Raw genomic sequence first — 25274 nt, forward strand, 5'->3', positions numbered from 1 at the left:
GACCAACGGAACCCGCTACCCACCGACCGTCCGGATGTAGGAGAGTTGCGATGGCATTGACCGCACGGCCCGTCCGCAGGTGGCTCGCCCGGGCCGCCCTCCCGCTGGTGCTCACCCTGGCGGCCACGGCGGCCCCGGCCCAGGCCGCGCCCGCCGCGCCGGCCTCCGCCTCCGCCTCGGCCTCCGGGGGCATCAACGACTTTTCCTGCCGGCCCAGTTCGGCCCATCCGGAGCCGGTGGTCCTGCTCCACGGGACCTTCGCGACCTGGTACGAGGACCTCAACTACCTCCAGGCCGACCTCGCCGCCCGCGGCTACTGCACCTTCGCCCTCACCTACGGCGCCTACGACGGCTTCCCGCTGGTCGGCGGCCTGAAGCCGGTGGCCGTCTCCAACCTGGAGATCAAGGACTACGTCGAGCGGGTGCGCGCCGCCACCGGCGCGGCCAAGGTCAGCGTCGTGGGCCACTCCGAGGGCGGCCTGCAGGCCCTCTACCTCGCGAAGATGCAGGGCATCCAGCCGCACATCAAGGCGGTCGTCGCCATCGCCCCGCCGACCCACGGCGCGGACGCCGCGCGGCTGGTCGACCTCGGCGACGCGGTGCTCGGCCGCGGCACCCTGGACCGCATCGCGGCCACCCTCGGCATCCCGGTGCTGTCCGACGAGTTCCCGGGCGGGCCCGCCATCGTGGCCCTCAATGATGGCCCGGTGGCCCAGCGCGGGATCGCCTACACCATCATCTCGTCCCGCTACGACGAGCTCGTCACCCCGACGGAGACGGCGTTCGTCCGCGAACCGGGCGTCGACAACCGCTACGTACAGGACTCCTGCCCGCTCGACCCGGTGGGGCACATCGGCGAGGCGTACGACCTCAACGTCTGGCACCTGGTCCGCAACGCCCTCGACCCGGGCCGCGCGACCCCGATCCTGCTCTGCGCCGTCGGCTCCCCGGGCTGAGCCGACCGCCGGGCCCTACCGCCCGCAGGCTCCCGCCCGGTGCACCCCACCGGTCGGGAGCCTTCCCACCGGGGTCGGTGGTGCGGGCACCGCCGGACCTGGGGGTACGCGTTCGATCCGGGTCACGGCATCGCCGGGGCAGCTCGACCTACAGCTCGTCGGATATGCAGAGCGCCTGGACCCGGCTCTCGAACTCCCGCTCGCTGAGGTCCTCGACATGGCCGTGCGGGTTGTAGAGACGGACCCTGCCACCTCCGTGGGCGAGCACCGCGAAGGCGTGCAAGCCTTCGTCGGACGGCATGTCGAGTGAGGCGATGACGATCCGCCGGTGCTCCAGGCCGGCCTTCGCCTGCTCCAACGCGCCCTCCAACGGCTCGTCCCCGTCGCTCTGTTCGTAGTACGCGATTCCATATCCCATGGCCTTGAGCGCGGTCGGCGTGCCGCACCCCTCCAACGCTTCGTAGCTGGGTTTGCCCAGGAGCGGCGACTTTCGTTTGGCCAGCGCCTTCTCCATGAGCGCCACCCACGAGGAGACGCCGCCGTCAGCGTACATACCGGTGGAACAGGCGGGACGGGCGTGTACGAGGGGGCCCACTTCGACGCTCCGGTCGAGCTGCACCTTGTAGCGACCGTTCGGGAGCGGGGTGATGCGGCTGCGGAGACCGGCGGGGTCCATGTGGGCGAGGGCCGCCATCGTGGCGAGGTAGCCGCAGTCGCCCAGCGCCCCCTGTCGTACGTCCTCGGGGCGAGGACCCGAGTTCCGGCTCCACAGTGACAGAGCGCCGAGGTCCCAGGTCGTCAGGTGCACGCCGTCGGCCGTCCGCTGCCGTTCCTCCTTCGACTCCCGCACGGACGGCTTGCGCTGGAGGGAGGATGCCGAAGTGGCGGGCCGCCCCTTGAGCCCGCTGAACATCAGGCACCTCCGTTCGACAGCGGCGTCGTGGCTGCCGGGACGGGAGGGACGCACGCCCCGTCCGGGACGACGCGGTGCGGTGCCCGGAGCGGGTGGGGGCCGATGGGGGACGAGAAGAGGATCACCAGGCGACGCTAACAACGCGGATCCGCCGGTCCCCGCATACTTTCAGCGCGTACTCCGCTCCGAAAGGGGACAGTGGGGAGCGCTCGCCCGGCCGACGGGTGGCCCGCGCCACCGGGTACCCGACGCGGATCCGCGTCCGGTCCCGGGCCGGGGCCGGCCACCGCGCACGCGCATCGCGGGGTCAGCCGGCCCCGGCGCGCGGGGTGTGCAGGCCCGCGACGACCATGTGCACCAGCAGGTCGTACGTCTCGTCCAGCTTCTCCGGCAGTTCGAAGGCGCCCCCGGTCTCCAGCGCCGCGAAGCCGTGGACGACCGCCCGCAGGCAACGCGCCGCGTGGATCGCCGCGGAGTCCTCCAGGCCGTACGCGCGCAGCGTGGCCAGCATGATGGCGACGAGCCGCGCCCCCGCCTCGGCGGACCGGGGCTCGGGGCGCTGGAGCAGCGCCGCGTAGCGGTGCGGGTGGCGGCGGGCGTAGTCGCGCCAAGCCCCCATCAGCGCGCGGACGGCCTCGTCGGAGGAACGGCCGAGGACGGCCGCGCCGACCTCGTCCGCCATCTCGTTCATGATCCGGGCCGACAGCAGGTCGCGCAGCTCGGCCAGGCCGCGCACGTGCTTGTAGAGCGAGGGGGTCGCGACCCCGGCCCGGGCGGCCACCGCCGACAGGGTCAAGGCGGCGGGCCCGCCCTCGGGACCCTCGTCGACGAGCTTCAGCGCGACGTCGACCACCGCGTCGGTGGACAGGGCGGCCCTAGCCACGGGCGCCGTCCTTCAGGAAGCCCAGGATCGCGGCGGCGGTCTCGGCGGGGAACTGGACGTGCGGGTAGTGGCCCGCCCCGTCGATCATCGCGAGCCGTCCCACCCCGGCGGGCAGTTCCGCCACGATGCCCTCGCCCTCGGCCCGGGGGTCGGCCCAGTCGGGGTCGAGGGTGCCCTCGACGATCAGCGCCGGGCAGCGGACGTCGGCCAGCCGGGCCCCCGCGTCGGTCGGCGCGGACATCCCCATCGCGGCCACCACGGCCATCCGCCCGGGCCGGCGCAGCTCGGCTTCGAGGGAGGCGAGACGCGGGTCGAGCGCGGCGGCCCCCATCCCCGGGTGCGCGTGGCGCAGGTACCGCGTCCACAGCCCCACGCTGCGCAGCAGCCCCGCACCCATGAGCAACAACATGCCCTTGCGGTAGCGGGCCCGGCTCACCAGCGCGCCGAGGTCGGGCTTCTGCGCGCGGGTGAAGGGGCTGATCTCGACGATCGCGCTGACCAGGTCGGGCTCCTGGGCCGCCGCGATGGTGGCGGAGCCGCCGGCGAAGGAGTGGCCCACGAGGACGGCGGGGCCGCCGCCCAGGTGCCGGACGAGCGCGAGCAGGTCGCCGGCCGTGTCGGTCCGTGTGTACGAGGCCCAGCCGGCGTCCGACGCGCCGTGTCCGCGCAGGTCGGTGCTGGCGACCCGGTGGCCGGCGGCCACCAGGCGCTCGGTCAGCGCGTCGTAGGCCCCGCGGTGGTCGCCCATCCCGTGGGCCAGGACGACCAGCGGGCCCTCGCCCGTGACGTCGTACGCCAACCGCCCGCCGTCGACCTTCAGGAATTCGGTCATCGCCCTGCCCTCTTCCGTCGCCCCGCGCTAATGTCCGTTGCCATTAAGCTAATGGTGTTAGCCGGAGAGGTCAAGGGGTGGGGGAGGTCGAGGGGTTTGCGAAACGGACTGGCGGTCCGTATGGTCGACCCCATGCGGACCGCTGGTCCGTTTCGCCTCGAACAGGACGGACAGCTCGATCATGACGACGACGACAAGGACGACGCCGGTGCCGATGACGGCCGCGGAGCTCTACGGCCACGGTCTGCGGCTGCTGCTGGAGAAGGACATCGCGGGCTGGGTGGACCTGTGGGACGAGGACGGCGTCATGGAGTTCCCCTTCGCGCCGCAGGGCTGGCCCGTACGACTGGAGGGCAAGGCCGAGGTCGCCGCGTACATGCGCCACTACCCCGACCACGTCGACCTGCACGACTTCCCCGAGGTGACGGTCCACGAGACCACCGCGCCGGGGACGATCGTGGTGGAGATGCGCGGGGTCGGGCGCCTGGTGGAGAGCGACAGCCCCTTCGACATGACCTACATCGCCGTGGTCACGGTCCAAGGCGGGCTCATCACTTCCTACCGCGACTACTGGAACCCCCTGGCCGTCCAGCAGTCCGGCGCCGACTTCGTGGGAGCGAACCGATGACCACCACCCACCTCGACGCCACCCTGGTCATCGGGGCCACCGGCACCACGGGCAGCCGCGTCACCGGCCGACTGGCCGCCGAGGGCCACCGCGTCAGGGCCGCCAGCCGCAAGGCCACCCCGGTCGACGGCGCGCAGGCCGTCCGCTTCGAGTGGAACGAGCCCGCGACCTGGGACGCGGCCCTGGCCGGCGTCGATCGCGTCTACCTCGTCCCGCCCATCGGCTCCTCGGACCCGGCCGCGGTCATGCTGCCCTTCCTGCGGCAGGCCCGCGCGAGCGGCGTGCGCCGCGCGGTACTGCTCGGTTCCTCCGCGATCCCGGCGGGCGGCCCCGCGGTCGGGCAGGTCCACGCGGAGCTGCCCGGCCTGTTCCCGCAGTGGGCGGTGCTGCGGCCGTCCTGGTTCATGCAGAACTTCGCCGGCCACACCCCCCACGCGCGCAGCATCCGCGAGGAGGGCGCCATCCGGACCGCCTCGGGGGCCGGCCGCGTCGGGTTCGTCGACGCCGAGGACATCGCCGCCGTCGCCGTGCGCGCCCTGACCGACGAACGGGCCCCCGACACCGACCTGATCCTGACCGGACCCGAGACGCTGAGCTACGACGATGTCGCCGCGATCATCACGGAGGTCACCGGGACGCCCGTGGAGCACCGGCACCTGACCTTCGAGGAGCTGCGCGACCGGTGGGCGGCCGAGATCCCGCTGGAGTTCGCCACCATGCTGGCCGGCATGGACCGTGCCATCGCCGGCGGCGCGGAGGACCGGACCACCGACGCCGTCGCGCGCCTCACCGGCCGGCCCGCGGGCACGCTGCGCGCGTTCGTCGAACGGGAAGTCCTGGGCAACGGTTGATGTTCCCGGACGACCCGACCCCGCCCGCACCGCGCGCTCCTCGGCGTGATCCGCCCCGCCACAGCGCGTATCGTCGACTGGCTCGACGACACGCTCCGGCCGGTCGGACGCCACACCGCGGACGGGCCGAAGACCACGGAGGACCCATGACCCAGCGCCCGGAGCGCCCCGAGCGCGCGGACGCCCTGCGCAACCGCGAGGCCGTCCTCGCCGCCGCCGACGCCCTCTTCGCCACCAGCACCAGCCCCCACAGCGTGTCCATGGACGACATCGCCGCGGCCGCGGGCGTGGGCAAGGGCACCCTCTTCCGCCGCTTCGGCGACCGTGCCGGCCTGATCGGTGCCGTCATCGCGTCCCGCCTCGAACCCCTGCGGCAGGCCGTACGGGAAGCCCAGGAGGCGGACGGATCCTCGGCGCACCGGCGCGTGCGGGAGCTCCTCGACGCCCTGCTGAGCTTCAAGATCGACAACCGGAACCTGATGTCGGCCGCGGAGGACGCCGGACTCAGCAGCCCCTACCAGGCCGACCACTACGGCTGGTGGTACGACACCCTGCGCACGGAGCTGGCCGAAGTGCCCGGCGTCCACCACCCGGACTTCACTGCCCACGCGCTGCTCGCCGCCGTCCGCGCCGACCTCGTCGCCCACCTGATCGACCGCCAGCGGACGACCCCCGACGACCTGCGGGCCGCACTCGCGGCCCACGTCGACAGCGTCCTCGGCGCCACCTCGGGCCCACCCGGGCGCCGCACGCCCGCCGGAGCCTGACCCGCGGCGCCACGCCTCCACCCGATCACCGCAGGCCCTCCCGAAGGGCGGCTTCGAGAAGGGCGCCGTGCCCCGCCACGGTGGGGTCGGCGTAGAACGCGGCGAGCGCGGTCTCCGCACCCAGGTCGCGGCGCAGGTCCTCGACCACGGTGAGGGCGAGGAGCGAATGGCCGCCCAGCGCGAAGAAGTCCGCGTCGGCCCGGTCCACGGGCAGGCCGAGCGCCACGGACCAGGCGTCGGCCACCACCTGTTGCAGTGGTGAGAGGGGTGCCGGCGGCGCGGCCTCGTCGGCGGCGGTTCGGCCGCCGGCGGTGCGGACCGGTGGGAGCGGGTCCCGTGCCAGCGCGCGGCGGTCGGCCTTGCCGCTGCCGGTGAGCGGGAAGCCGTCGGTCAACACCCAGGTGCCGGGCACCAGATGGGCGGGCAGCAGCGCGGACGCGTGATCGCGCAGGGCGACGGTGTCGCAGCGCGCGTCGGCCTCCGGGACGACGAAGGCGGTCAACCGGGCGTCCTGCGCCGACGACCGGCGCACGACGACGACCGCCTCCCGGACCCCGGGATGGCGCAACAGGACGTGCTCCACCTCGCCCGGCTCGACCCGATGGCCGCGCACCTTGACCTGCTCGTCGGTGCGGCCGTGGAAGACGAGCGCGCCGTCGGCGCGGACCGAGACCAGGTCACCGGTGCGGTAGAGCCGGGCGCCGCGCGGGGTCGGCCCGACGAACCGCTCCGCGGTCAGCGCGGGCTGGGCCACGTATCCCGCGGCCAAACGGGCCCCGCTGAGCCAGAGTTCGCCGGTCGCGCCCCGCGGCACCGGACGCATGCGCCCGTCCAGGACGTGCGCATCCGCCCCGGGCAGCGGGCGCCCGATGGGTGGCGCGCCGGCGCAGTCGGCGTCGCGCACCCGGTGGGACGTGGCGAAGGTGGTGGCCTCGGTGGGCCCGTACGCATTGACCAGCTCCAGGTCGGGCCGGACGCGCAGGACCCGGCGGGCGTGGGCGCCGGAGAGCTCCTCGCCGCCGGTCACCACCGTCCGTACGAGCCCGAACAACGCCGAATCCCGCGCGGCCAGGTGGTGGAAGAGGCTGGTGGTGAGGAAGACGACGTCGGCGCCCAGGTGCGCCGCCTCGGTCGCGAGGTGCTCGACGGCGGGCCGCCCGGTCTCGCACACGACGACGGTCGCACCGTGTGCGAGCGGGGCCCACACCTCGAAGGCCGCGGCGTCGAAGGCCATGGGGGAGTGGAACAACATCCGGTCGCCCGGGCCCAGCGGGTCGCAGGGCAGCCCGGTGGCCATCGACTCGACGCCCCGGTGGGTGAGGGCCACCCCCTTGGGCCGCCCGGTGGAGCCGGAGGTGTACAGGACGTAGGCCGTCGCGTCGGGGTCGTACGGCGCGGGCCCCACCACCGCGGCGAGCGCACCCGGGTCGCGCGGGAGGACCGGGTCCGGGGGCAGCGGCAGACGGTCCTCGGCGGCGACGGGGGAGTCGGCGAGCAGACCGGCGTCGCCGACCGTGAGGACGGCGCCGGTCTCCCGCAGCGTCATGGTGATGCGCTCGTCGGGGTGGTCGGGATCGAGCGGTACGTAGTGACCACCGGCCCACCACACGGCGAGCTGGGCCACCACCGCCTGTACCGAATGCGGCACCAGTAGCCCGACGGCCGCGCCCGGGCCGACCCCGCGGGAGCGCAGCGCCTTCGCCAACTCGGCTGCGGAGCCGATGAGTTGGGCGTAGGTGAGGTCGTGCCGGCCGTCGTGCACCGCGAGGGCGTCGGGGGTGGCCAGGGCGTGCGCGACAACCCGGGCCGCGATGCCGGCCGGGGGGAGGGGGTGGTCAGGGGACATGCGGGTTCCTCGGTGACGGGACGGGGGTGGTTCCGTGTGGGTGTGGGTGTGGGTGTGCGTCATGCCAGGCCCATCGCCCGGGCCACGATGACCTTCTGGATCTCCGAGGTGCCCTCGATGATCGTCATCATCCGGACGTGTCGGTACAGGAACTCCAACGGATGGCCGCGCACCCAGCCGCCCGCGCCGTGCACCCGCAGGCTGCGGTCCACCACGCGGACGGCGGTCTCGGAGCTGGTCAGCTTGGCGAGCGCCGCGTGCTCCGGCGCCTCCGTCCCCCCGTCCACCAGCCGGGCGCAGGCCAGCGTGAGCAGCTTGGCCGCCTCCACCTCCGCGCGGCTGGTCACCAGGTGTTCCTGGACGTGCTGGTAGGAGCCGATGCGCGCGCCGAAGGCCCGGCGTTCGCGGGCGTGCGCGACGCCCAGCTCCAGGGCGTACTCGGCGATGCCGTTGCACTGCGCGGCCACCACCAGGCGCCCGCGCGAGAGGCTGTCCATCCCCTGGCCGAGGGCCGCGCCGATGCCCGGCTCACCGCCGACCACCGCGTCGGCGCCGAGCCGTACGCCGTCCAGCAGCAGCTCGAAGAGCGGCTCGCCCGACATGCCCGCGAAGCGCTGCCCGATCCGGAGCCCCGGGGTGTCCATGGGCACGATGAACGCGGTGGGTCCGCCGACCCCGGCGTCTTCCCCGGCGTCTCCCCCGTCGGCTTCCCCGTCGGCGGGGACGGTCGCGACGACCAGGGCGAAGTCGGCGCGGTCGGCGTGGCTCACGAAGGTCTTGCGCCCGGACAGGGTCCAGCCGCCGTCCCCGGTGCGCCGGGCCCTGGTGGCGAGGGAGAAGGCGTCCGAGCCGGCGTCCGGTTCGGTCAGCGCCAGGCACCGCAGCGCCTCCCCCCGGACCAGGGGGGCGAGGTAGCGCTCGATCTGCGCGGGGGTGCCGGCCCGCAGCAGCGGGCTGGGCCCGTCGGAACCGGCCAGGGCGTACGGCGCCAGCCGGCAGCCGCTCGCGCCCGCCGCGTGGTGCAGCTGGACGACGGCCGAGAACGGCAGGTCCGAGCCGCCGAGTTCCTCGGGATGGTCCCCGGCGTAGAAGCCGAGGGCCGCCGACCGCCGCCGCACCCAGTCGCGCAGCTCGGTGGGCGGCAGGTCGCAGTCCTCCGGCAGCTCGGCCGCCAGCGGGACCAACTCCCGGGCGATGAACGACCTGAAGGAGTCGGTCAGTTCGCCGTGCTCGTCCTCCAGGACGGAGGACGGCGACACCGGTCCGCCGGCGCCGGTTCGAGTCCCGCTTCGAGTCCCGCTTCGGGTTCCGCTTCGGGTTCCGCTTCGGGTCCCGGTCGCTCGTGCCGTGGTCATCGTCGTGCCTCCGCGTCGAACTTCCTGAGTGCTTCGGCCTGATCGGTCAGGACCGGGTGGCGCAGCAGGACGTGCAGCGGCGGGCGGCGGTGGCCCAGCCTCGGCGCCAGCCAGGCGGAGAGCCGGGCGACCAGCAGCGAGTGCCCGCCGACCTGGAAGAAGTGGGAGGACGGGGTGAAGCGGTCGTGCCCCAGCACGTGCCGCCAGCCGTCCCCGAGCACCGCCAGCACCGGATCGTCCGTCCCCGCCGTCCGCCCGGCCCGGTCCTGCGCCGCCTCGCTCGCGCGGGCCCGCCCGGCCTCGGCCGCCAGCCGGGCGAGCCGCACCCTGTCGGGCTTGCCGCCCGCCAGTACGGGGATCGCGTCGAGCTCCAGCCACTGGCCGGGCACCAGCGCGGCGGGCAGCCGCGCGCCCAGCGCCCGGTGCAGGCCGGCCTGGTCCACCGCCTCGGCGCCGGCGCGTACGAACCCCACCAGGCGGGGGCCGGCCGGCGGCCCGGGATCCAGGACCACCGCGCACGGCCGCCCCGCCAGCTCGGCCGAGGCGGCGGCCTCGACCTCCTCCAACTCGATCCGGTAGCCGCGCAGTTTGACCTGGTGGTCCCGGCGCCCGAGGAAACGGAACCGGCCGGCGCGGTCGCGGTGACCGAGGTCGCCCGTCAGGTACACGCGGGCGCCGCCGAGCGCGGCGACGGTGACGAAGCGCTCCGCGGTGGTCCCGTCGTCGCCCAGATAGCCGTCCGCCAGGCCCGCACCGCCGATGGCGAGTTCACCGACCGCACCCGGCGGCAGCGGGCAGCGACCCGGACCGTCCAGGACGTGCACGGTGACGCCCGGCAGCGGCGTCCCGAGCGCGACCTCCCCACCCTCCGCGAGGTCCTCCGCCGTGACCTCTTGAACGGTGGACGTGATCGCCGCCTCGGTCACCCCGTAGGCGTTGAGGACGGTGACGGAAGGCGTGCCCGCGCCGCCGGCGGCCGCGAACAGCGGCGCGAGCGAGGCGGCGGGCAGCCGCTCACCGCCGACCACGAGCAGCCGGGGCGTCCACAGGCCGTCCGCGAGCACCGCGCACAGCTCCTCCCGCACGGCCAGCAGGTAACTGGTCGGCAGGTTGGCGACGGTGATCCGGCGCGCGGCCAGTACGGCGCCCAGCTCGGCCCCCGTCGGGACCTTCCGGTGCGGCACCACCAGGCAGGCCCCGGCCAGCAGGGCGGGCAGCACCTCTTCCAGCGCCACGTCGAACGAGGGCTGGGCGAAGAGCAGCACCCGGTCGTCGGCCGTCAACGCGAACCGCCGGGCGACCGCCGCCGCGTGGTGCGCGAGGGCCGCGCGGCCCACCACGACCGGCTTGGGCAGCCCGGTCGAGCCCGAGGTGTGGATGACGTACGCCGCCCCCTCGATCGGCGTCGCCGCCCGTGCGTCCGGGAAGTCCGGGGCCGGGCCGGCGCCGCGCGGGTCGTCGAGCAGCGCCAGCGGGATCCCCCGGGCCGGGAGCCCCGCCGCGCTCTCGCGGGTGGCCAGCACCAGCGCGGGCCGCAGCCGGCCCAGCAGCGCCTCCAGCCGGGCGGCCGGATCGGCCGGGGACAGCGGGCAGTACACCGCGCCCGTCCGCAGGCAGGCCAGCAGGGTGACCACCGAGTCCACCCCGCGCGGCAGTACGGCCGCCACCGGCATCCCCGCGGTGACACCGGCCGCCCGCAGCCGCTCGGCCAGCGCCGCGACCTCGTGGTCCAGGGCGGCGTAGGTCAGCGACCGGGCGCCCGCGACGAGCGCGGTCGCACCGCGCGGGTGCCCGGCCAGCAGGTCGGACAGGTCGGGCAGGTCGGGCAGGTCTGCGGCGGGAGCGGGAGCAGTGGGGGCGGTGGCCGGCTCCCCGGCGGGCTCATCCGGTGCGCTGGGGGAGAGGGCCGCCAAGGCCGCACCGGGTTCGGCGAGGTAGGCGCGCAGCAGGGCGAGGAACCGCTCGGCGAGGAGGGCGACGGTGTCCTCGGCGAAGAGGTCCCGGTCGTAGTCCCACACCAGGGTCATCCCGGCGGCGCCGGGCCGCTGACCGCCGCTGCCGCCGAGCGTGCGGCGGTCGTCGGGCAACAGCACCACGTCCAGGTCGAACCGGGTGGTGCCGGTGTTGAACCCCTCGAAGAGGGTGATCTCCAGCTCCGGCAGGTCGATCCGCGGGAGCGGGGCGTCATGGGCGCTGAACATCACGCTGAAGAGCGGATTGTCCACCCCGTCCGTGTGCAGCCCGAGGTCGCGGGTCAACTCCTGTACGGGCAGCTGCTGGTGGGGCAGGCAGCGCATCAGGGTGTCGGTCACCTCGTCGACGAGCTCGCGCGCCGGGGCGCCCGGATCGGGCCGCAGCCGGACCGGGATGGTGTTGACGAACATCCCGATCGTCTTCTCGTGGCCCTCCGGGCGGTTGCCGACGGCGGTGCCCACGACGAGGTCGGCGCGGCCGCTGTGCCGCCGCAGCAGCTCGGCGAAGAGCGCCATCAGGGTGGTGAAGGCGGTGTGCCCCTCGGCCCTGCTGCGCGCGCGCAGCAGGTCGGCGAGGTCCGCCCCGACCGCCTGGCGCAGCTGGGCCCCCGCGTGCCGGCGCCGTACGCCCGGCCGCGCCAGCCCCGGCAGCGGCAGGTCGAAGGCGGCTCCCGCCAGCTGCTCGCGCCAGAACTCCAGCCCGGCGGACCGCCGTTCGCCGGCGCCTCGGCCGGTGATCCGGTCGAGGTGCTCCTCGTACGAGCGCGTCGCCGGAGGCGTCGGCTCGGCGTCGGGCCGGGGGCCCGGCAGCAGCCGGGTGCGGTAGCCGGTGAACACGTCGTGCAGCAGGGTCGTGAAGGAGTGGCCGTCGTGGATCAGGTGGTGCTCCACGTGGACGATGCGGTGGTGGCGGGCGCCGAGGCGCACCAGGAGCCAGCGCATCAGCGGGGCCTCGGTCAGGTCGAAGGGCCGATCGGCCTCGGCGCGCAGCAGCTCGGCGAAGGCGCCCTCGGGGTCGGTGCGCCCGCTGACGTCGGCGCGGTCCACCCGGGGCCCGGCGTGCTCGTTCACGCGCTGGCGCGGCAGGTCGCCGGGGTCGCCCTGCACCAGTTCGAGGCGCAGGCCGCGGTGGCGGGCGAAGGTCTCGGCCAGGGCGTCGACCAGGGCTTCCTCGTCGAGGGGGCCCCACAGGTCGATGGTGGCGGTGAAGTTGTAGGCGTGGCTGCCGGGCAGCATCTGCTCGTGCAGCCAGACGATTTCCTGGGACGGGGACAGCTCGAACATGGTCGGTTCGCGTTCCTCTACCGGGAGGGATGGATGGACGGATGGCTGGCTGACGGACGGATGGCGGACGGACGGACGCGCATGCGGCGGCGCGCCGGAGGGGACCTCCGGTGGGTCGGAAGTCCGGGGTACGGCGGTGGGGGAGAGGGGAGAGGGGGGAGGGCGGAGCCTCAGGCGCCCGGCGGCAGCGCGGCGAGCAGCGCGGTGAACGCCGCCTCGGGCGCCCCGTCCGGGAAGGCGGCGCGCTCCCATGCCATGCGGACCCGGGCGTCCGCGCCGTGCGCGAGGGCGACGGTCAGCGGGGCCTGGAGCGGCCGCCCGTCGACGTGGATCTCGACGCCGGTCACCCCGCCGAGGCGCAGCGCGGGTCGTAGGTCGCGGTCCTCGAAGGTGAGCAGGCCCTCGAAGCGGCCGCCGGGCCACGGCAGGCCGGCGTGGCGGGCCGCGCGCACGATCTCGTCGAAGGGCGTGTCGGCGTGTTCGAGGTCGGCGCACCACAGCTCGAAGAAGGCGTCCGCGTCCGTGCCCGCGTCCGTGCCCGCGCCCGCGCCCGCCAGGAACGGGAGGGTGTTGAGGAAGGCGCCGACCATGTCCTCGGCGCCGGCCGGGCGGCCGCCCCACGCGTAGCCGAGCAGGGGTGCGGGCCCCCGCGGGCCGCGCCCGTACAGGACCCGCGCGGCGCGGTCGCAGGCGGCGAGCAGGGCGGGGAAGCGCAGGGCCGCGCCGGGGCCCGGGCCGTGCTCGCCCCCGCCCGAGCGCTCGGGCAGTCGCGCGGACAGGACGTCGCTGCCCCCGTCACCCGCCCCGGGCGAACCGCTCCGGCCGCCCGCCGCGGCGAGGCCGGACAACCGCCCTGCCCAATGGGCCAGGGCGGCGGGCCCGGAGGCCGCCTCCTCCACCGCCAACTGGGCGTGCACGGCGTCGCGGTAGGCACGGAGCGCCTCCTCCGCCCGGGCGGGGGGCAGGTCGTCCGGTCCGAGGCCGTGGGCGTAGCCCTCGGAGAGGTCCGCGATGATCCGGCCGATGGACCGCTCGTCGCAGACCGCGTGGTCCATGACGAGGGCCAGTACCTCGTGGTCCGCCCCGCCCTCCGGCCCGTCGGCGGGGGTCAGCAGCAGCCGCAGCGGCGGCCCCTCGCCCCACCCGGCGAGCGCCGCCCGCAGCAGGTCACCGGCACGGCCACCACTGGCTCCACCGCCCGCGCCGTGGCCGCCGGGTGCGTGGTCCGGTCCGCCGAGCTGGGCGACGTACGCCCCCGGCTCCTCCGGGCCGACCGGCAGCAGGACCGGTACGCCGCCCAGGACCGCGGGCCGGGTCCGCAGTACGGGATGACCTGCGGCGACGTACGCGGCGGCCGCGTCGAGGCGGCGCGGGTCGAGGGAGCCGCGGGGGAAGCGGAAGAAGAGCGGGACGAGGTCGGCCCGGCCGTGCGGGGAGAGGTGGCGGGCGAGCAGGAAGCGGCGCTGGGCGCCGGTCACGGGGAGGGGACGGTCGGCGTCGGCGGCGGCGCCGGACGCGCGGGATCGGTAGCGGTCGAGGTACTGGGTGGTGATGGTCCACACCTGTGAACGGGTCGTGAACATGTGACCGACCATTCGCTCGCGCCATGGAATGGTCAAGGCGGACCAGGCGATTCCGGACAGGTTTTCGGCGATCGGCGGCGCGTTCGGGCGCGTCCGGTTCCGGTCGGCCGGAAAGGGACGACCGGGGCCCCGGTGGGCCCGGGGCGCCAAACAGGCCCAAAGGCCTGACCTTTGGCGTAATGCCAACTATGCGGCGATTGGCCGGTATTCACTGCTCTGGCCCGTTTTTGGGTCGCTCCGGCGCAAGATCCAGAAGTCCGTACGTTACGGTAACTTCGCTTTCCGTCACCGGTGAGCACCCCCCACCCCACCCTTTCCGCGCGGCCGTCGCGGCAGTTGACGCTGCCCCGCGGCGACGCGCACGCTCGTCCAGCACTGGAGACCACGTGAGTACGACTGAGCGCAGCAGCCGGTTGGAGGCCCTCGGGGCCCACATACCGGCGGGCACGCTGACCACCCGGGACCTGATCGGACGGACCGAGAGCCTCCACGGCGTGGACGTCCAGCGGATCACCGGAGTCGTGGAACGCCGGGTCGCGGACCCCCGTCCCGCCTCGGGCGAGGACTCCTTCGGGATGGCCCTGTCGGCCGCCCGCGACGCCCTGGCCGTCTCCCGCTACGAGGCCGCCGACCTGGACGTCGTCATATCGGCGTCCATCACCCGCTTCAAGGACGGCGGCCGCTTCGCCTTCGAACCGTCCTTCGCCGGCTCGCTCGCCCGGGAGTTGGGGGCGCGGACCGCGATCCACTTCGACGTCTCCAATGCCTGCGCGGGCATGATGACCGGCGTCTACGTGCTCGACCGGATGATCCGGTCCGGAGCCGTCCGCACCGGTCTGGTGGTCAGCGGCGAGCAGGCGACCCGCGTCGCCGACACCGCCGCCCGCGAGCTGAGCGACTCCTACGACCCGCAGTTCGCCTCGCTCTCCGTCGGCGACTCGGGCGCCGCCGTGATCCTGGACCGGGCCACCGACGAAGCCGACCGGATCCACTACGTCGAGATGCTCACCTGCTCGGAGTACTCGCACCTGTGCATGGGCATGCCCAGCGACCGGACCGAGGGTATCGCCCTCTACACGGACAACAAGAAGATGCACGACAAGGACCGCCTCGCCCTGTGGCCGCGCTTCCACCAGGACCTGTTGGCCAAGGCGGGCCGTGACTTCGCGGCGGAGGACTTCGACTACGTCGTCCAACACCAGGTCGGCACCCGCTTCATCGACTACGTGAACGCCACCGGGGAGCGCGAGTTCGGCGTCCCGATGCCCACCTCCCTCGCGGTCGTGGAGCGGTTCGGCAACACCGCGACCACCTCGCACTTCCTCGCCCTGCGCGAACACCTGCGGGCGGGCACCGCCCGCACCGGCTCCACCTTCCTGCTGGTCCCCGCCGCCTCCGGCGTGGTGACCGGCGCCCTGTCCGCCACGATCACGAACATGGGGGTCTGAGCCATGGGCATGGTCATCACCACCGCGGCCACCGCACGCCCCGACACCGGGGACACGGCCGGCAACACGGCCGGGAGCACTTCCGGTACCAGCACCGTCGTTCTCGCGGGGCGCGCCGCACGCGACTGCATCAGCCGCGCGGGGCTCTCCCCCTCCTCCGTCGGCGTCCTCGTCAACGTCGGCGTCTACCGCGAGTCGAACACCTTCGAGCCGGCCCTCGCCGCCATGGTCCAGAAGGAGGCGGGCATCAGCCTGGACTACCTCGCCGACCCCGCCCCGGCCTTCTCCTTCGACCTGATGAACGGGGTCTGCGGGGTGCTGGGCGCCGTACAGGTCGGCCAGGCGCTCCTCGACACGGGCAGCACCGAACGCCTCCTGATCACCGCGGCCGACGTGCACCCCGGCGGCGACGCGCGCCGCGACCCCGCCTACCCCTACGCCGACCTGGCGGGCGCCTGGCTGCTGGAGCGCGGCGCCGACCCCGACAGCGGGTTCGGTCCCGTACGCCACTACGCGCCCGAGGGCCCGGTCGGCAGCGAGGGCTACCTCGACACCACCCGCATGGGCAGCGGCGGACGTTCCCTGATCACCGTCCGGCGCGAACCCGGCCACGGCGCCCGCCGCAGCGCCCTCGCCGCCACCGCGGTCGCCGACTACGCGCGGGAGTTCGACCTCGACCTCTCCCGCACCCTCGTCATCGGACCGCCCGGGGCGGAGCCCGAGCCGGAGCCGGGGACCGAGCCGCACACCGCCGCCCCCGTGCTCGGCTACCTGCGCGCGCTGGAGGCCGGACGGCCCCGCGACTGCGACCGGTTGCTCTTCGTCAGCGTCGGCGCGGGCCCCGTCGTGGTCTGCGCGAGCTACACCCCCGAGGGCTGGTGAAGCGCGTGCGCGCGGACGCGATCACGGGCGCCGGTCCGCGGGTGGACCTCGCTCCCGAGGGCCTCGCCGACCACCTCGCCCGCAACGCCGCGGCCTTCCCCGACCGGGCCGCCGTCATCCACCCCGAGCCGGGCGCCCGCGACGGCGACGGCCGCCCCCGCTACCGGACCGTCTCCTACGGGCAGTTACAGCGCTCGGTGGAGGACCTCGCCCACGGCCTGGCCCGGGCCGGGATCACCCGCGGCACCAAGACGGTCCTGATGGCACCGCCCGGCCCCGACCTCTTCGCCCTCGCCTTCGCGCTCTTCCGCCTCGGCGCCGTCCCCGTCGTCGTCGACCCCGGCATGGGCCTGCGCCGGATGCTCCACTGCTACCGGGCCGTCGGCGCCGAAGCGTTCATCGGACCGCCGCTCGCCCACCTCGTGCGCGTGCTCGGCCGCCGCACCTTCGCCGCCGTACGGATCCCCGTCACGCTGGGCCGCGGCCTGCTCGGCGCCCGCACGGGCGCCTTCGGCGCGCACGCCCTCGCCCGGCTGCGCACCCTGACCGGACCGCGCACCGCCCCCGCCCCCGTCGGCGGCGACGACCTGCTGATGATCGGGTTCACCACCGGGAGCACCGGGCCCGCCAAGGGGGTCGAGTACACCCATCGCATGGCCCTCTCGATCGCCCGCCAGATCGAGGCCGCCCACGACCGGAGCCGCGACGACACCTCGCTCGTCACCCTCCCCTTCTACGGGCTGCTCGACCTCGTCTACGGCTCCACCCTCGTCCTCGCCCCGCTGGCCCCGGCCAAGGTCGCCCAGGCGGACCCCGAGCTGCTCGTCGACGCGCTGGAACGCTTCGCCGTCACCACGGTCTTCGCCTCGCCCGCCCTGCTGCGCAACCTCGCGGACCACCTCACCGCCCACGAGGGCGAGCACCCCCTGCCCGACCTGCGCTGCGTGGTCTCCGGCGGCGCGCCCGTGCCCGACGCGGTGGTCGCCCGGCTGCGCGCGGTCCTGGACGAGAAGGCCCGTATCCACGTCACCTACGGGGCCACCGAGGTGCTGCCGATCACCTCGATCGAGTCCGAGGACGTCCTGGGCGAGCGGGCGGCCCGGACCGCCGAGGGCGCCGGCACCTGCGTCGGCCGGCCCGTCCCCGGCACCCGGGTGCGCATAGTCCCCGTCACCGACGGCCCGTTGCCCCGGCTGCTGCCCGGCACGCCCCCGCTGCCCGCGGGGCGCGTCGGCGAGATACTCGTCGCGGGGGAGTCCGTCAGCCCGCGCTACCACGGCGACCCCCGCGCCGACGCCCTGCACAAGACGTACGAGGACCCGGCCGACGGCGTCGGGGCGCCCGTCGTCTGGCACCGCACCGGTGACCTCGGCCACCTCGACGCCGACGGCCACCTCTGGTTCTGCGGGCGCAAGGCGCAGCGGGTCCGCACCGACGGCCAGGACCTGCACACCGTGCGCTGCGAGGGGATCTTCAACGCCCACCCGCTGGTGCGCCGCAGTGCGCTGGTCGGGGTGGGCCCGGGCGCGGGGACCGGGGCCCGCCGCCCCGTCATCTGCGTGGAGACCGCGCGGCCGCTCGACCCCGCCGCCTGGCAGGAGCTGACCGCCGAGCTGCGCACCCTGGCCGCCGCCCACGCGCCGACCGAGCCGATCGAGGCGTTCCTGCGCCACCCGGCCTTCCCCGTGGACGTCCGGCACAACGCCAAGATCGGCCGCGAGGAGCTGGCCCGCTGGGCCGAGCGGCGGTTGGCGCCGCCCGCGCCGCCGTGGTCCCGCGAGCGGGCCGCGCGGCTCGTCCCGCTCGCCGGCTGGGCGTACCTGCTGGGCGGCGCCGTCTGGGCGGCCACCGCGGGCGCCCCCGACGTGCCCCTGCTGCGCTGGCTGTGGTGGACCGACGCCGTGCTCAGCACCGCCGGGCACGCCGTCCAGATCCCCCTGGCCCTGCCCCGCGGCCGGGCCGCCGGGTACGGTCCCGCGGCCACCGCCGGGCTCACGATGCTCTACGGCGCCACCTGGTGGCGGTCCCTGTGAGGATCCTGATCACCGGAGCCACCGGCTTCCTCGGCGGCCACCTCGCCGACGCCTGCCTGCGCGAGGGGCACACCGTACGGGCCCTGGTGCGACCCGGAGCCGACACCGAGCGGCTGCGCTCCCTGCCCGGACTCGAACTCGCCATCGGCGACCTCGGCGACCCGTGCTCGCTGCGCGCGGCCGCCGGGGGCCAGGACGTCGTCCTGCACAGCGCCGCGCGGGTCGTCGACCACGGCACCCCCGCGCAGTTCCACGAGGCGAACGTCGCCGGGACCCGGCGGCTGCTCACGGCGGCGCGGGCCGCGGGCGCCCACCGCTTCGTCTTCGTCTCCAGCCCCAGCGCGCTGATGCGCGTCCGCGAGGGCGACCGGCTCGGCCTCGACGAGAGCGCGCCCTACCCCACCCGGTTCCTGCACCCCTACAGCGCCACCAAGGCCCGCGCCGAGCAGGACGTACTCGCCGCCCACACACCGGAGTTCACCACCTGCGCGTTGCGCCCGCGCGGCATCTGGGGCACCCGGGACCGCGCGGGCTTCCTGCCGACCCTGATCGGCGCGATGCACGCGGGGCGGCTGCCCGACCTCTCGGGCGGCAAGCGCGTCCTGGTCTCCCTGTGCCACAGCGACAACGCGGTCGACGCCTGCCTGCGGGCCGCGACGGCCCCCGCCGAACGCGTGGGTGGCAAGGCGTACTTCGTCGCGGACCGCGAGGTGACCGACCTGTGGGCCTTCCTGACCCGGGTCGGCGCCGAGCTCGGCTGCGCGCCGCCGACGCCCCGCGTCCCGCTCGCGGCGGGGCGCGCACTGGCCGCCACCGTCGAAACCCTGTGGCGGCTGCGCCCCGGCCCGGGCCGCACCGCCCCGCCGCTGAGCCGCTACGCCCTGGCCCTCCTCACCCGGTCCACCACCTACGACACCTCCGCCGCCCGCCGCGACCTCGGCTACGAAGCCCCCCGCAGCCAGCCCGAGGGCCTGCGCGACCTCCTGCCCTGGGTCCACTCCCTGGGCGGCCCCCGCTCCTGGAACCGCCCCCGACGAGGAGACACCCCCCGATGACCGAACCGATGACCGACCCGTCGACCGGCCCCGCGACCGATCCGGCCCCCGGGACCGGGTCCCCCGCCGAGCGCGTGTCCGGCGCCGTGGCCCGGCCCGCCCCCGGTCCGGTGGCCGGGCGAGCGGCTGGCCCGGTGACGGACCCCGCGGGCGACACGCCGGCCGGGCCCGTACCCGGGCAGTCGGCCGAGCGGGCGGGGTCGTCGACCGCCCCCGGGGCGGGGGCGTCGGCGGATGCCGAGGCCGCAGGGACGACCGGGCCCTTGGTCGCAACCCTGGACGGGCCGCCGGCCGAGCCCGTGGCCGGGCCGTCGGCGGAACCGGCCGAGTCGGACACCGGGGCCGGGCGGGGCGGTCGTACCGTGCCCGCCGCGGCCACCCCGGCGACCCCGGCCACCGCGCCGCGGGGCCACTGGTACCGGCGGCCCGTTTCCGCTACCGAGCGGCTGTACCTCGCCGCGGGGGATCCGCGGGGCGACATGGCCCTGCGGATCGTCGTCGAGGGGGAGGGGCTGCCCGACCCCGATGACCTACGGGCCGCGCTGGCCCGGGCCGCCGGGTCCTGCCCGGGGTCGGGCCTGGTCGCCGCCGACGGGCTGTGGCGGGCCGAGGGGCCGCCGCCGCGCCTGCGGGTCGCCGCGCCCGCGGACCCGTACGACGGCGTGCTCGACGCCGCGGTGCTCACCGGGCACACGGACCCGACCGATCCGCCCGGCTGCGAGGTCCTCGTCGTCCCCGGCCTGGACCCGGCCCGCTGCACCCTCGTCTTCAGCGCCTCGCACGCGCTGATGGACGGTCACGGCGCCCTGCTCTGGGTACGGGAGGTCTTCCGCGGCCTGCGCGGCGACGCCGCCCGCCCGGCGGCGGACCCCGAGACCGACCAGGGCCTGCTGCGCCGCCTCGGCTGCCGGGACCGGCGCCCGACCCAGGCACCGGACCGCCCCTCGCCGCTGGGCCGCGGCGGCCGGGGCCCCCAGCGCACCCTCTGGTTGCGCCGGACCCTGCCCGGACACCACCCCGCCCTCACCGCCCGCCTCGCGCAGGCCCTCGCCGACGCCACCGGGCGGTCCGCGCGGGTCATGGTCCCGGCCGACCTGCGCCGCTACGACCCCGACCTGGCCGCCACCGGCAACCTCACGCTGCCCCTCTTCCTGGACCTGCGCCCGGGTACCGAGTGGACCGTCGCGCACACGGAGCTGCTGACGGCGCTGGCCGAGGGGCGGGAGTGCGCCACCGGTTTCGAAAGCGCCGCGGCCCGGCTCCCGCAGGCCGTCACCGCCCTGTTGCTGCGGGCCGCCCAGGCCGTCGCGACGCGCACCGACCGGCACCTGGCCACCGCCGTCGTCTCCCACCTCGGCCGCCTGGACCTGCACGACTACCGGGGCGGCGGCTTCACCGCCACCGCCGTCCACGCCCTGCCCGTCCACGCGCCCCTGGTGCCCGTCTCCCTGGTCGCCGCCGAGACCGGTACGGGGTCGACGGGCACGGCCCGCACCGAGGTGACGATGGGCGTGCGCGGCGGCCCCGGTCTCGCCGAGCGCGCGGCCTTCCTCCTCGACGCCACCCTGGCCCGGCTGACCGGCCCGGCCGCGACCCCCGCCGCCTTCGCCCGGCCCGCCACCCCGGAGGTCGACCTCCCGCGGTCCGTGTCCCCGTCCGCGTCCCCCTCCGTGTCCCCGAAGGCCACCTCGGCCGCCGACTCCCGGAGCGCCGATTCCCGGACCCTCGACCCGGCCCCCGGCTCCGGGCCCACCGTCGTGGACCTCTTCCGGGCGCGGGCCGCCCGTACGCCCCACGCCCCCGCCCTCGACGGGCCCGAGGGCCCGGTCGGCTACGCCGCCCTCGACCGCCGTTCCGACGCCGTCGCCGCCGCACTGCACGCCCGCGGCATCGGCCGGGAGGACCGGGTCGCCCTGGTCGTCGACCGTTCCCCGGCCGGGGTCGCCGCCCTGTGGGGGATCCTCAAGGCGGGCGCCGCCTATCTGCCCCTGGATCCGGCCCACCCCGACGCGCGGATCGAGGAGGTCCTGCGGGACTCCGGCGCGCGGCTGTGCCTGACCCAACGTCACTTCCTGGACCGGCTCGACCGGTTCGCCCCCTGCCCCGTCCTCGCGGCCGAGGAGGTGCCCGACCTGCCCGACGGCACACCGCCGCCCGGACCCGGCCCCGCCGCCGGGGACCTCGCCTACGTCATGCACACCTCCGGCTCCACCGGCCGGCCCAAGGGCGTACAGATCGAGCACGGCAGCCTCGTCGGCTTCGTCCGCTGGATGACGGACCTCTGCCGGGTCACCGACACCACCCGCTTCGGCTTCCTCTCCTCCTACGCCTTCGACATCTCCTGCTTCCCGCTGTTCCTGCCCCTCCTCGCGGGCGGTACGGCCGTCCTCGCACCCGGCGCCCCCTCGCGCGCCGCGCTGCGCCGCCTGGTCACCGAACACCGGGCCGACACCCTCGCCCTGACCCCGTCCCACCTGCCGCTGCTCACGTCGGGCCCGGGCGTACGCACCCTGCTGCTCGGCGGCGAGACGCTCACCCCGGCCGCCGCGCGCGCGGCACGGGCCGCCTTCGGCCCGGACTGCCGGATCATCAACGGCTACGGGCCCACCGAGGCCACCGTCGGCTGCCTCGCCCACGTCGTGGGCGACGACGACCTCGCCGAGGGCGCCACGGACGTCCCGCTCGGCACGCCGGGCCCGTACGCCCGCGTCGACCTCGTCGCGGCGGACGGCACCTCCGTCACCAGCGCGTCGGGGGACACCGGCGAGATCGTCGTCAGTGGCCTCCAGGTCGCCCGCGGTTACCTCGGCGCCGCGCCCGACGACCCCGGCTCCCCCTTCATCACCCTCCCCGACGGCACCCGCGGCTACCGCACGGGCGACCTGGGGCGGCGGCTCCCGGGAGGCGCCGTCGCCTTCGCCGGACGGGCGGACGGACAGCTCAAGATCGCCGGGCACCGGGTCGAACCCGCCGAAACCGTCGCCGCGTTGGAGTCCCACCCGGCCGTGCGGCGGGCCGTGGTCACCGCCCGCCGCCGTACGCCCGCCGCCGCGCCGGTGCTGTGCGCGTACGTCGTCCCCCGCGCCCCCGGCTCCGACGTCCCCGGGCTCGCGGCGCTCCTGCGCACCGACCTGACGAGCAGGCTGCCCGCCCACCTGGTCCCGACCCACCTCGTCCTGGTGGAGGAGATCCCGAGCGCGGTCACCGGCAAGGCCGACCTCGACGCCCTCCCCGACCCCTTCGCCGGCCAGTCCCCGGCCCCCGGGCCCGACACCGCGCCGGACGCGGAAGCGGACCACGCCCGGGCCACGGCCACGGCACCCGGGCCCGACGACCTCCGGGTGCGGGTCGCGGGCCATTGGGCGGCGGTGCTCGGGACGGACGCCGGGGCCGCGCTGGCGCCCGGTGCGGAGTTCCAGGACCTCGGCGGCGATTCCCTCTCCCTGATCGAGATGCTCACGGCGGTCTCCTCGGACCTGCTGAACCGGGCCCAGGCCGACCACTTCATGAGCCGACTGGAGTCCCTGGTCCGCGAAGTGACCCTCGATCAGGTATGCGCCCACATCGAGACCGCCCGGGAAGAGGTGCCCGCATGATCTTCATCGGAGACGGAGCCCTGCTGCGTCGGGCCGTGCGGCACGCCGCCGATCGAGGCCATCCCGTCGACCTGGTGTGCTGTACGGACCCCCTCGACGCGGCCGGGGCCCGGCACCTGGACGCGCCGGACATCAACGCGCACGCCGACACCCTCGAGGCCGCCTGCACCGACGGCATCGTCTGGTCGCTCAACAACCGGCGGATCTTCCGCGCCCCGCTGCTCTCGCGTGGCCTGCGCATCCTCAACGTCCACAACGGCCTGCTGCCGCAGCACCGCGGACTGCCCTCCGTAGCACTGCTCTTCGCCCTGCTGCACGGCGACACGGAGTACGGCGCCACGCTCCACGAGGTCGACGCGGGCATCGACACCGGGCCGGTGCTCGCCGAGCGCCGCTTCCCGCTCACCCCCGACACCCGCCACCACCAGGCCATGCTGAGCGGCATCCGTGCCTGCCAACAGCTCTTCGAGGAGCACCTCCCGCACGTGGCCACGGGCACCCCGGCCCCGCCCCCCGCCCACCGCCCATCGGGGCCCTCCGCCTACTACGGCGTGCGCGCCCTGGACCGGCTCGCGGACTTCCAGGGCCACCCGGCCTACCCCCGCGCCACCGACCTGGGCCCCTTCGCCGCCCACGCCCCCGAAGTCGCCCGGGAGGTGGCGGCCGTGGCCGCGCGCCACGGCTGACCGCCGGGGCCGCCGGGGCCGGCGAGGCCGGCGGACGGCACGTCAGGCACCCGCCCCCGGCTGCCCCGCGCCGAGCAGGACGGCGACCAGCCGCGCGGTGTCCACCGCCGAGCCACCGCCCTCGTCCTCGGCGGGAACCCGCGTCATCAGCAGGTGGTGCACGGTACCGACGAGCGCGAGCGCGATCGTGCCCACGTCGGCGCCCGCCGCGACCCGCCCCGCGAGCTGTTCCGCTTCGAGGTACGCGGTGACCGAGCCCTGGATCGCGTCGAAGGCGGGAGCTCCGGACCGGATCCCCTCCCGGGTGTGCATCGCGGCCACGGCCCGGGTCATCGCGAGTCGCGCGACCGCCGGGGGAAGGGAGTCCAGCAGCGCGTCGGCCACCTCCTGGAGGTTGCCCGCGACGGTGCCCCGCCCCACCAGGGCGCCCAGCCCCTCGGCCCGGCGGGCGCTGCGCGCGAACCTGTCCAGCACCAGCTCGGCGACGAACTCGTCCAGGCCGGCGAAGTGCGTGTGCAGGACCCCCTTCCCGCAGTCCGCCTCCGCCGTGACCGCACGGCTGGTCAGGCCCGCCGCCCCGTCGCGGGCCACCACCCGTTCCGCCGCCGCGAACAGCCGCTCACGCAGATCGGGAATCGCCACTCCACGAGGTGACACAACTGCCCCTTTCCTCAAGCCCATTGCAAGTATGGGCGTTCGCCCATACTGTTTGGGCGTCTGCCCATACTAAACAGGAGCCCCCATGGCCCAGCCGCCCGGCACCACACCCACGCCCACGCCCACACCCACCGCCGCACCCACCCCCAACACCGCACAGGCGCAGGCATGGAACGGCTACGAAGGCGCCCAATGGGCCCGCGGCCAGGACCGCTGGGACGCCATCAACGACGGCTTCAACGAGCCGCTGCTGGCCGCCGCGGCCATCGATGACCTCGACCGCGTACTCGACATCGGCTGCGGCGCCGGCCGCACCACCCGCCTCGCCGCCCAGCGCGCCCACCGCGGCCACGCCCTCGGCCTGGACCTCTCCGCCCCCATGCTGGAACGGGCCCGCGCGAGCACCGACCGCGAAGGAGTGCGCAACGCCTCGTTCGTACAGGCCGACGCCCAGGTGCACCCGTTCACGCCGGGATCCTTCGACGCGGCCATCAGCCGCTACGGCATGACGTTCTTCGCCGACCCCGTCGCGGCCTTCGCCAACATCGCCCGGGCCCTGCGCCCCGGCGGTCGCCTCGCCTTCGTCTGCGCCGCCGAACCGGCGGCCAACGAATGGCTCCAGGTCCTGGCCTCCCTGCGCGGCATCCTCCCGCTCGTGGACCTCGGCGCGCCCGGAGTCCCCGGCGTCTTCGCCCTCGCCGACCCCGACCGGACCCTCGCCCTCCTCTCCGAGGCCGGCTACGGAAGCCCCCGCGCGCAGCGCGTGGAGGTGGCCGGAGACTGGGGCGAGGACGCCGGAGCCACGGCCGATTTCCTGCTCTCCTCCGGCCCCGTGCGCCACCACTTCGACCACGTCGGCCCCGCAACCCAGGAGTCGGCCCGCCACACCCTGATCGAGGCCCTCCGCCCCCACCACCACGAGGGCGCGGTCCGTCTGCGCAGCAGCTCCTGGCTCATCACGGCGACCCGCTGACGCCCGGGAGTCCCCGGCGGTCCCACGTGTCCCGCGGCCCCGGCCGCCGAGCCCCCGACCCGGTGGCGACCTA

General features: G+C 75.7%; 19 protein-coding genes. 11 read left to right on the top strand and 8 right to left on the bottom strand.

Going from position 1 to position 25274, the window contains the following annotated elements:
• The first annotated feature begins 50 nt into the window (after nucleotides 1-50).
• The gene (locus tag ACZ4UB_RS26005) at nucleotides 51-956 is read left to right on the top strand and encodes an esterase/lipase family protein (RefSeq protein ID WP_468073596.1); all 906 of its coding nucleotides are present in this window, start codon (nucleotides 51-53) and stop codon (nucleotides 954-956) included.
• Between the two features lie 148 nt (nucleotides 957-1104).
• On the opposite strand, the gene ACZ4UB_RS26010 is transcribed toward ACZ4UB_RS26005, so the two are convergent.
• The 3 genes from ACZ4UB_RS26010 to ACZ4UB_RS26020 all read right to left on the bottom strand — a co-directional run bounded on the left by ACZ4UB_RS26010 (nucleotide 1105) and on the right by ACZ4UB_RS26020 (nucleotide 3584).
• A complete protein-coding gene (locus ACZ4UB_RS26010; RefSeq protein WP_468073598.1) occupies nucleotides 1105-1869 on the bottom strand; it encodes a C2 family cysteine protease in 765 nt (254 codons plus the stop codon).
• A gap of 307 nt (nucleotides 1870-2176) precedes the next feature.
• Nucleotides 2177-2752: a TetR/AcrR family transcriptional regulator gene (locus ACZ4UB_RS26015; protein ID WP_468073600.1), complete on the bottom strand. Its 576-nt coding sequence runs from the start codon at nucleotides 2750-2752 to the stop codon at nucleotides 2177-2179.
• Complete coding sequence (locus tag ACZ4UB_RS26020; protein ID WP_468073602.1) at nucleotides 2745-3584, bottom strand: alpha/beta fold hydrolase; 840 nt, start codon at nucleotides 3582-3584, stop codon at nucleotides 2745-2747. Before ACZ4UB_RS26020 ends, ACZ4UB_RS26015 begins: the two co-directional genes overlap by 8 nt.
• Nucleotides 3585-3765: 181 nt before the next feature.
• Here ACZ4UB_RS26020 and ACZ4UB_RS26025 point away from each other — a divergent pair, with 181 nt between their 5' ends.
• The 3 genes from ACZ4UB_RS26025 (at nucleotide 3766) to ACZ4UB_RS26035 (ending at nucleotide 5830) form a co-directional block, all read left to right on the top strand.
• Nucleotides 3766-4212 carry a nuclear transport factor 2 family protein gene (locus ACZ4UB_RS26025; protein ID WP_468073604.1) on the top strand — a complete coding sequence of 149 codons (447 nt, stop codon included), beginning with the start codon at nucleotides 3766-3768 and terminating at the stop codon, nucleotides 4210-4212.
• Nucleotides 4209-5063, top strand: coding sequence for an NmrA family NAD(P)-binding protein (locus ACZ4UB_RS26030; RefSeq protein WP_468073606.1), 855 nt, complete (start codon nucleotides 4209-4211; stop codon nucleotides 5061-5063). Before ACZ4UB_RS26025 ends, ACZ4UB_RS26030 begins: the two co-directional genes overlap by 4 nt.
• A gap of 146 nt (nucleotides 5064-5209) precedes the next feature.
• Nucleotides 5210-5830: a TetR/AcrR family transcriptional regulator gene (locus ACZ4UB_RS26035; protein WP_468073608.1), complete on the top strand. Its 621-nt coding sequence runs from the start codon at nucleotides 5210-5212 to the stop codon at nucleotides 5828-5830.
• A 25-nt stretch (nucleotides 5831-5855) separates the two neighbouring features.
• Here the strand turns inward: ACZ4UB_RS26035 and ACZ4UB_RS26040 are convergent, their stop codons facing one another.
• The 4 genes from ACZ4UB_RS26040 to ACZ4UB_RS26055 form a co-directional block, all read right to left on the bottom strand.
• Nucleotides 5856-7676 carry a non-ribosomal peptide synthetase gene (locus ACZ4UB_RS26040; RefSeq protein WP_468073610.1) on the bottom strand — a complete coding sequence of 607 codons (1821 nt, stop codon included), beginning with the start codon at nucleotides 7674-7676 and terminating at the stop codon, nucleotides 5856-5858.
• A gap of 59 nt (nucleotides 7677-7735) precedes the next feature.
• Nucleotides 7736-8935: an acyl-CoA dehydrogenase family protein gene (locus ACZ4UB_RS26045; protein ID WP_468073612.1), complete on the bottom strand. Its 1200-nt coding sequence runs from the start codon at nucleotides 8933-8935 to the stop codon at nucleotides 7736-7738.
• A gap of 92 nt (nucleotides 8936-9027) precedes the next feature.
• Nucleotides 9028-12288: a non-ribosomal peptide synthetase gene (locus tag ACZ4UB_RS26050; RefSeq protein WP_468073614.1), complete on the bottom strand. Its 3261-nt coding sequence runs from the start codon at nucleotides 12286-12288 to the stop codon at nucleotides 9028-9030.
• 170 nt (nucleotides 12289-12458) lie between these two features.
• Nucleotides 12459-13871 carry a non-ribosomal peptide synthetase gene (locus ACZ4UB_RS26055; protein WP_468073616.1) on the bottom strand — a complete coding sequence of 471 codons (1413 nt, stop codon included), beginning with the start codon at nucleotides 13869-13871 and terminating at the stop codon, nucleotides 12459-12461.
• A gap of 386 nt (nucleotides 13872-14257) precedes the next feature.
• Here ACZ4UB_RS26055 and ACZ4UB_RS26060 point away from each other — a divergent pair, with 386 nt between their 5' ends.
• The 6 genes from ACZ4UB_RS26060 to ACZ4UB_RS26085 are packed head-to-tail and all read left to right on the top strand — an operon-like array spanning nucleotide 14258 to nucleotide 23571.
• Nucleotides 14258-15319 carry a 3-oxoacyl-ACP synthase III family protein gene (locus ACZ4UB_RS26060; protein WP_468073618.1) on the top strand — a complete coding sequence of 354 codons (1062 nt, stop codon included), beginning with the start codon at nucleotides 14258-14260 and terminating at the stop codon, nucleotides 15317-15319.
• Nucleotides 15320-15322: 3 nt separating this feature from the next.
• Nucleotides 15323-16201, top strand: coding sequence for a hypothetical protein (locus tag ACZ4UB_RS26065; protein ID WP_468073620.1), 879 nt, complete (start codon nucleotides 15323-15325; stop codon nucleotides 16199-16201).
• Between the two features lie 5 nt (nucleotides 16202-16206).
• Nucleotides 16207-18234, top strand: a complete 2028-nt coding sequence (locus ACZ4UB_RS26070; RefSeq protein WP_468073622.1) for a fatty acid CoA ligase family protein — start codon at nucleotides 16207-16209, stop codon at nucleotides 18232-18234.
• A complete protein-coding gene (locus ACZ4UB_RS26075; RefSeq protein ID WP_468073624.1) occupies nucleotides 18231-19289 on the top strand; it encodes an NAD-dependent epimerase/dehydratase family protein in 1059 nt (352 codons plus the stop codon). The genes ACZ4UB_RS26070 and ACZ4UB_RS26075 overlap by 4 nt, the downstream gene beginning before the upstream one ends.
• The gene (locus tag ACZ4UB_RS26080) at nucleotides 19286-22885 is read left to right on the top strand and encodes an amino acid adenylation domain-containing protein (protein WP_468073626.1); all 3600 of its coding nucleotides are present in this window, start codon (nucleotides 19286-19288) and stop codon (nucleotides 22883-22885) included. Before ACZ4UB_RS26075 ends, ACZ4UB_RS26080 begins: the two co-directional genes overlap by 4 nt.
• A complete protein-coding gene (locus ACZ4UB_RS26085; protein WP_468073628.1) occupies nucleotides 22882-23571 on the top strand; it encodes a formyltransferase family protein in 690 nt (229 codons plus the stop codon). The genes ACZ4UB_RS26080 and ACZ4UB_RS26085 overlap by 4 nt, the downstream gene beginning before the upstream one ends.
• A gap of 42 nt (nucleotides 23572-23613) precedes the next feature.
• On the opposite strand, the gene ACZ4UB_RS26090 is transcribed toward ACZ4UB_RS26085, so the two are convergent.
• On the bottom strand, nucleotides 23614-24228 hold the full coding sequence (locus ACZ4UB_RS26090) for a TetR/AcrR family transcriptional regulator (RefSeq protein WP_468073630.1): 615 nt from the start codon (nucleotides 24226-24228) through the stop codon (nucleotides 23614-23616).
• Nucleotides 24229-24313: 85 nt separating this feature from the next.
• On the opposite strand from ACZ4UB_RS26090, the gene ACZ4UB_RS26095 reads away from it, so the two are divergent.
• Nucleotides 24314-25201 (top strand): class I SAM-dependent methyltransferase, encoded by an 888-nt coding sequence (locus ACZ4UB_RS26095; protein WP_468073632.1) that lies wholly within the window; start codon nucleotides 24314-24316, stop codon nucleotides 25199-25201.
• The last annotated feature ends 73 nt before the right edge of the window (nucleotides 25202-25274 follow it).

The organism is Streptomyces sp. NPDC028419 (assembly GCF_055565515.1).

Coding starts and splice junctions, on each gene's coding strand:
- ACZ4UB_RS26050 (WP_468073614.1), bottom strand. CDS start 12,288: ATGTTCGAGCTGTCCCCGTCCCAGGAAATCGTCTGGCTGCACGAGCAG.
- ACZ4UB_RS26020 (WP_468073602.1), bottom strand. CDS start 3,584: ATGACCGAATTCCTGAAGGTCGACGGCGGGCGGTTGGCGTACGACGTC.
- ACZ4UB_RS26080 (WP_468073626.1), top strand. CDS start 19,286: ATGACCGAACCGATGACCGACCCGTCGACCGGCCCCGCGACCGATCCG.
- ACZ4UB_RS26040 (WP_468073610.1), bottom strand. CDS start 7,676: ATGTCCCCTGACCACCCCCTCCCCCCGGCCGGCATCGCGGCCCGGGTT.
- ACZ4UB_RS26035 (WP_468073608.1), top strand. CDS start 5,210: ATGACCCAGCGCCCGGAGCGCCCCGAGCGCGCGGACGCCCTGCGCAAC.
- ACZ4UB_RS26030 (WP_468073606.1), top strand. CDS start 4,209: ATGACCACCACCCACCTCGACGCCACCCTGGTCATCGGGGCCACCGGC.
- ACZ4UB_RS26085 (WP_468073628.1), top strand. CDS start 22,882: ATGATCTTCATCGGAGACGGAGCCCTGCTGCGTCGGGCCGTGCGGCAC.
- ACZ4UB_RS26095 (WP_468073632.1), top strand. CDS start 24,314: ATGGCCCAGCCGCCCGGCACCACACCCACGCCCACGCCCACACCCACC.
- ACZ4UB_RS26010 (WP_468073598.1), bottom strand. CDS start 1,869: ATGTTCAGCGGGCTCAAGGGGCGGCCCGCCACTTCGGCATCCTCCCTC.
- ACZ4UB_RS26005 (WP_468073596.1), top strand. CDS start 51: ATGGCATTGACCGCACGGCCCGTCCGCAGGTGGCTCGCCCGGGCCGCC.
- ACZ4UB_RS26025 (WP_468073604.1), top strand. CDS start 3,766: ATGACGACGACGACAAGGACGACGCCGGTGCCGATGACGGCCGCGGAG.
- ACZ4UB_RS26055 (WP_468073616.1), bottom strand. CDS start 13,871: ATGTTCACGACCCGTTCACAGGTGTGGACCATCACCACCCAGTACCTC.
- ACZ4UB_RS26065 (WP_468073620.1), top strand. CDS start 15,323: ATGGGCATGGTCATCACCACCGCGGCCACCGCACGCCCCGACACCGGG.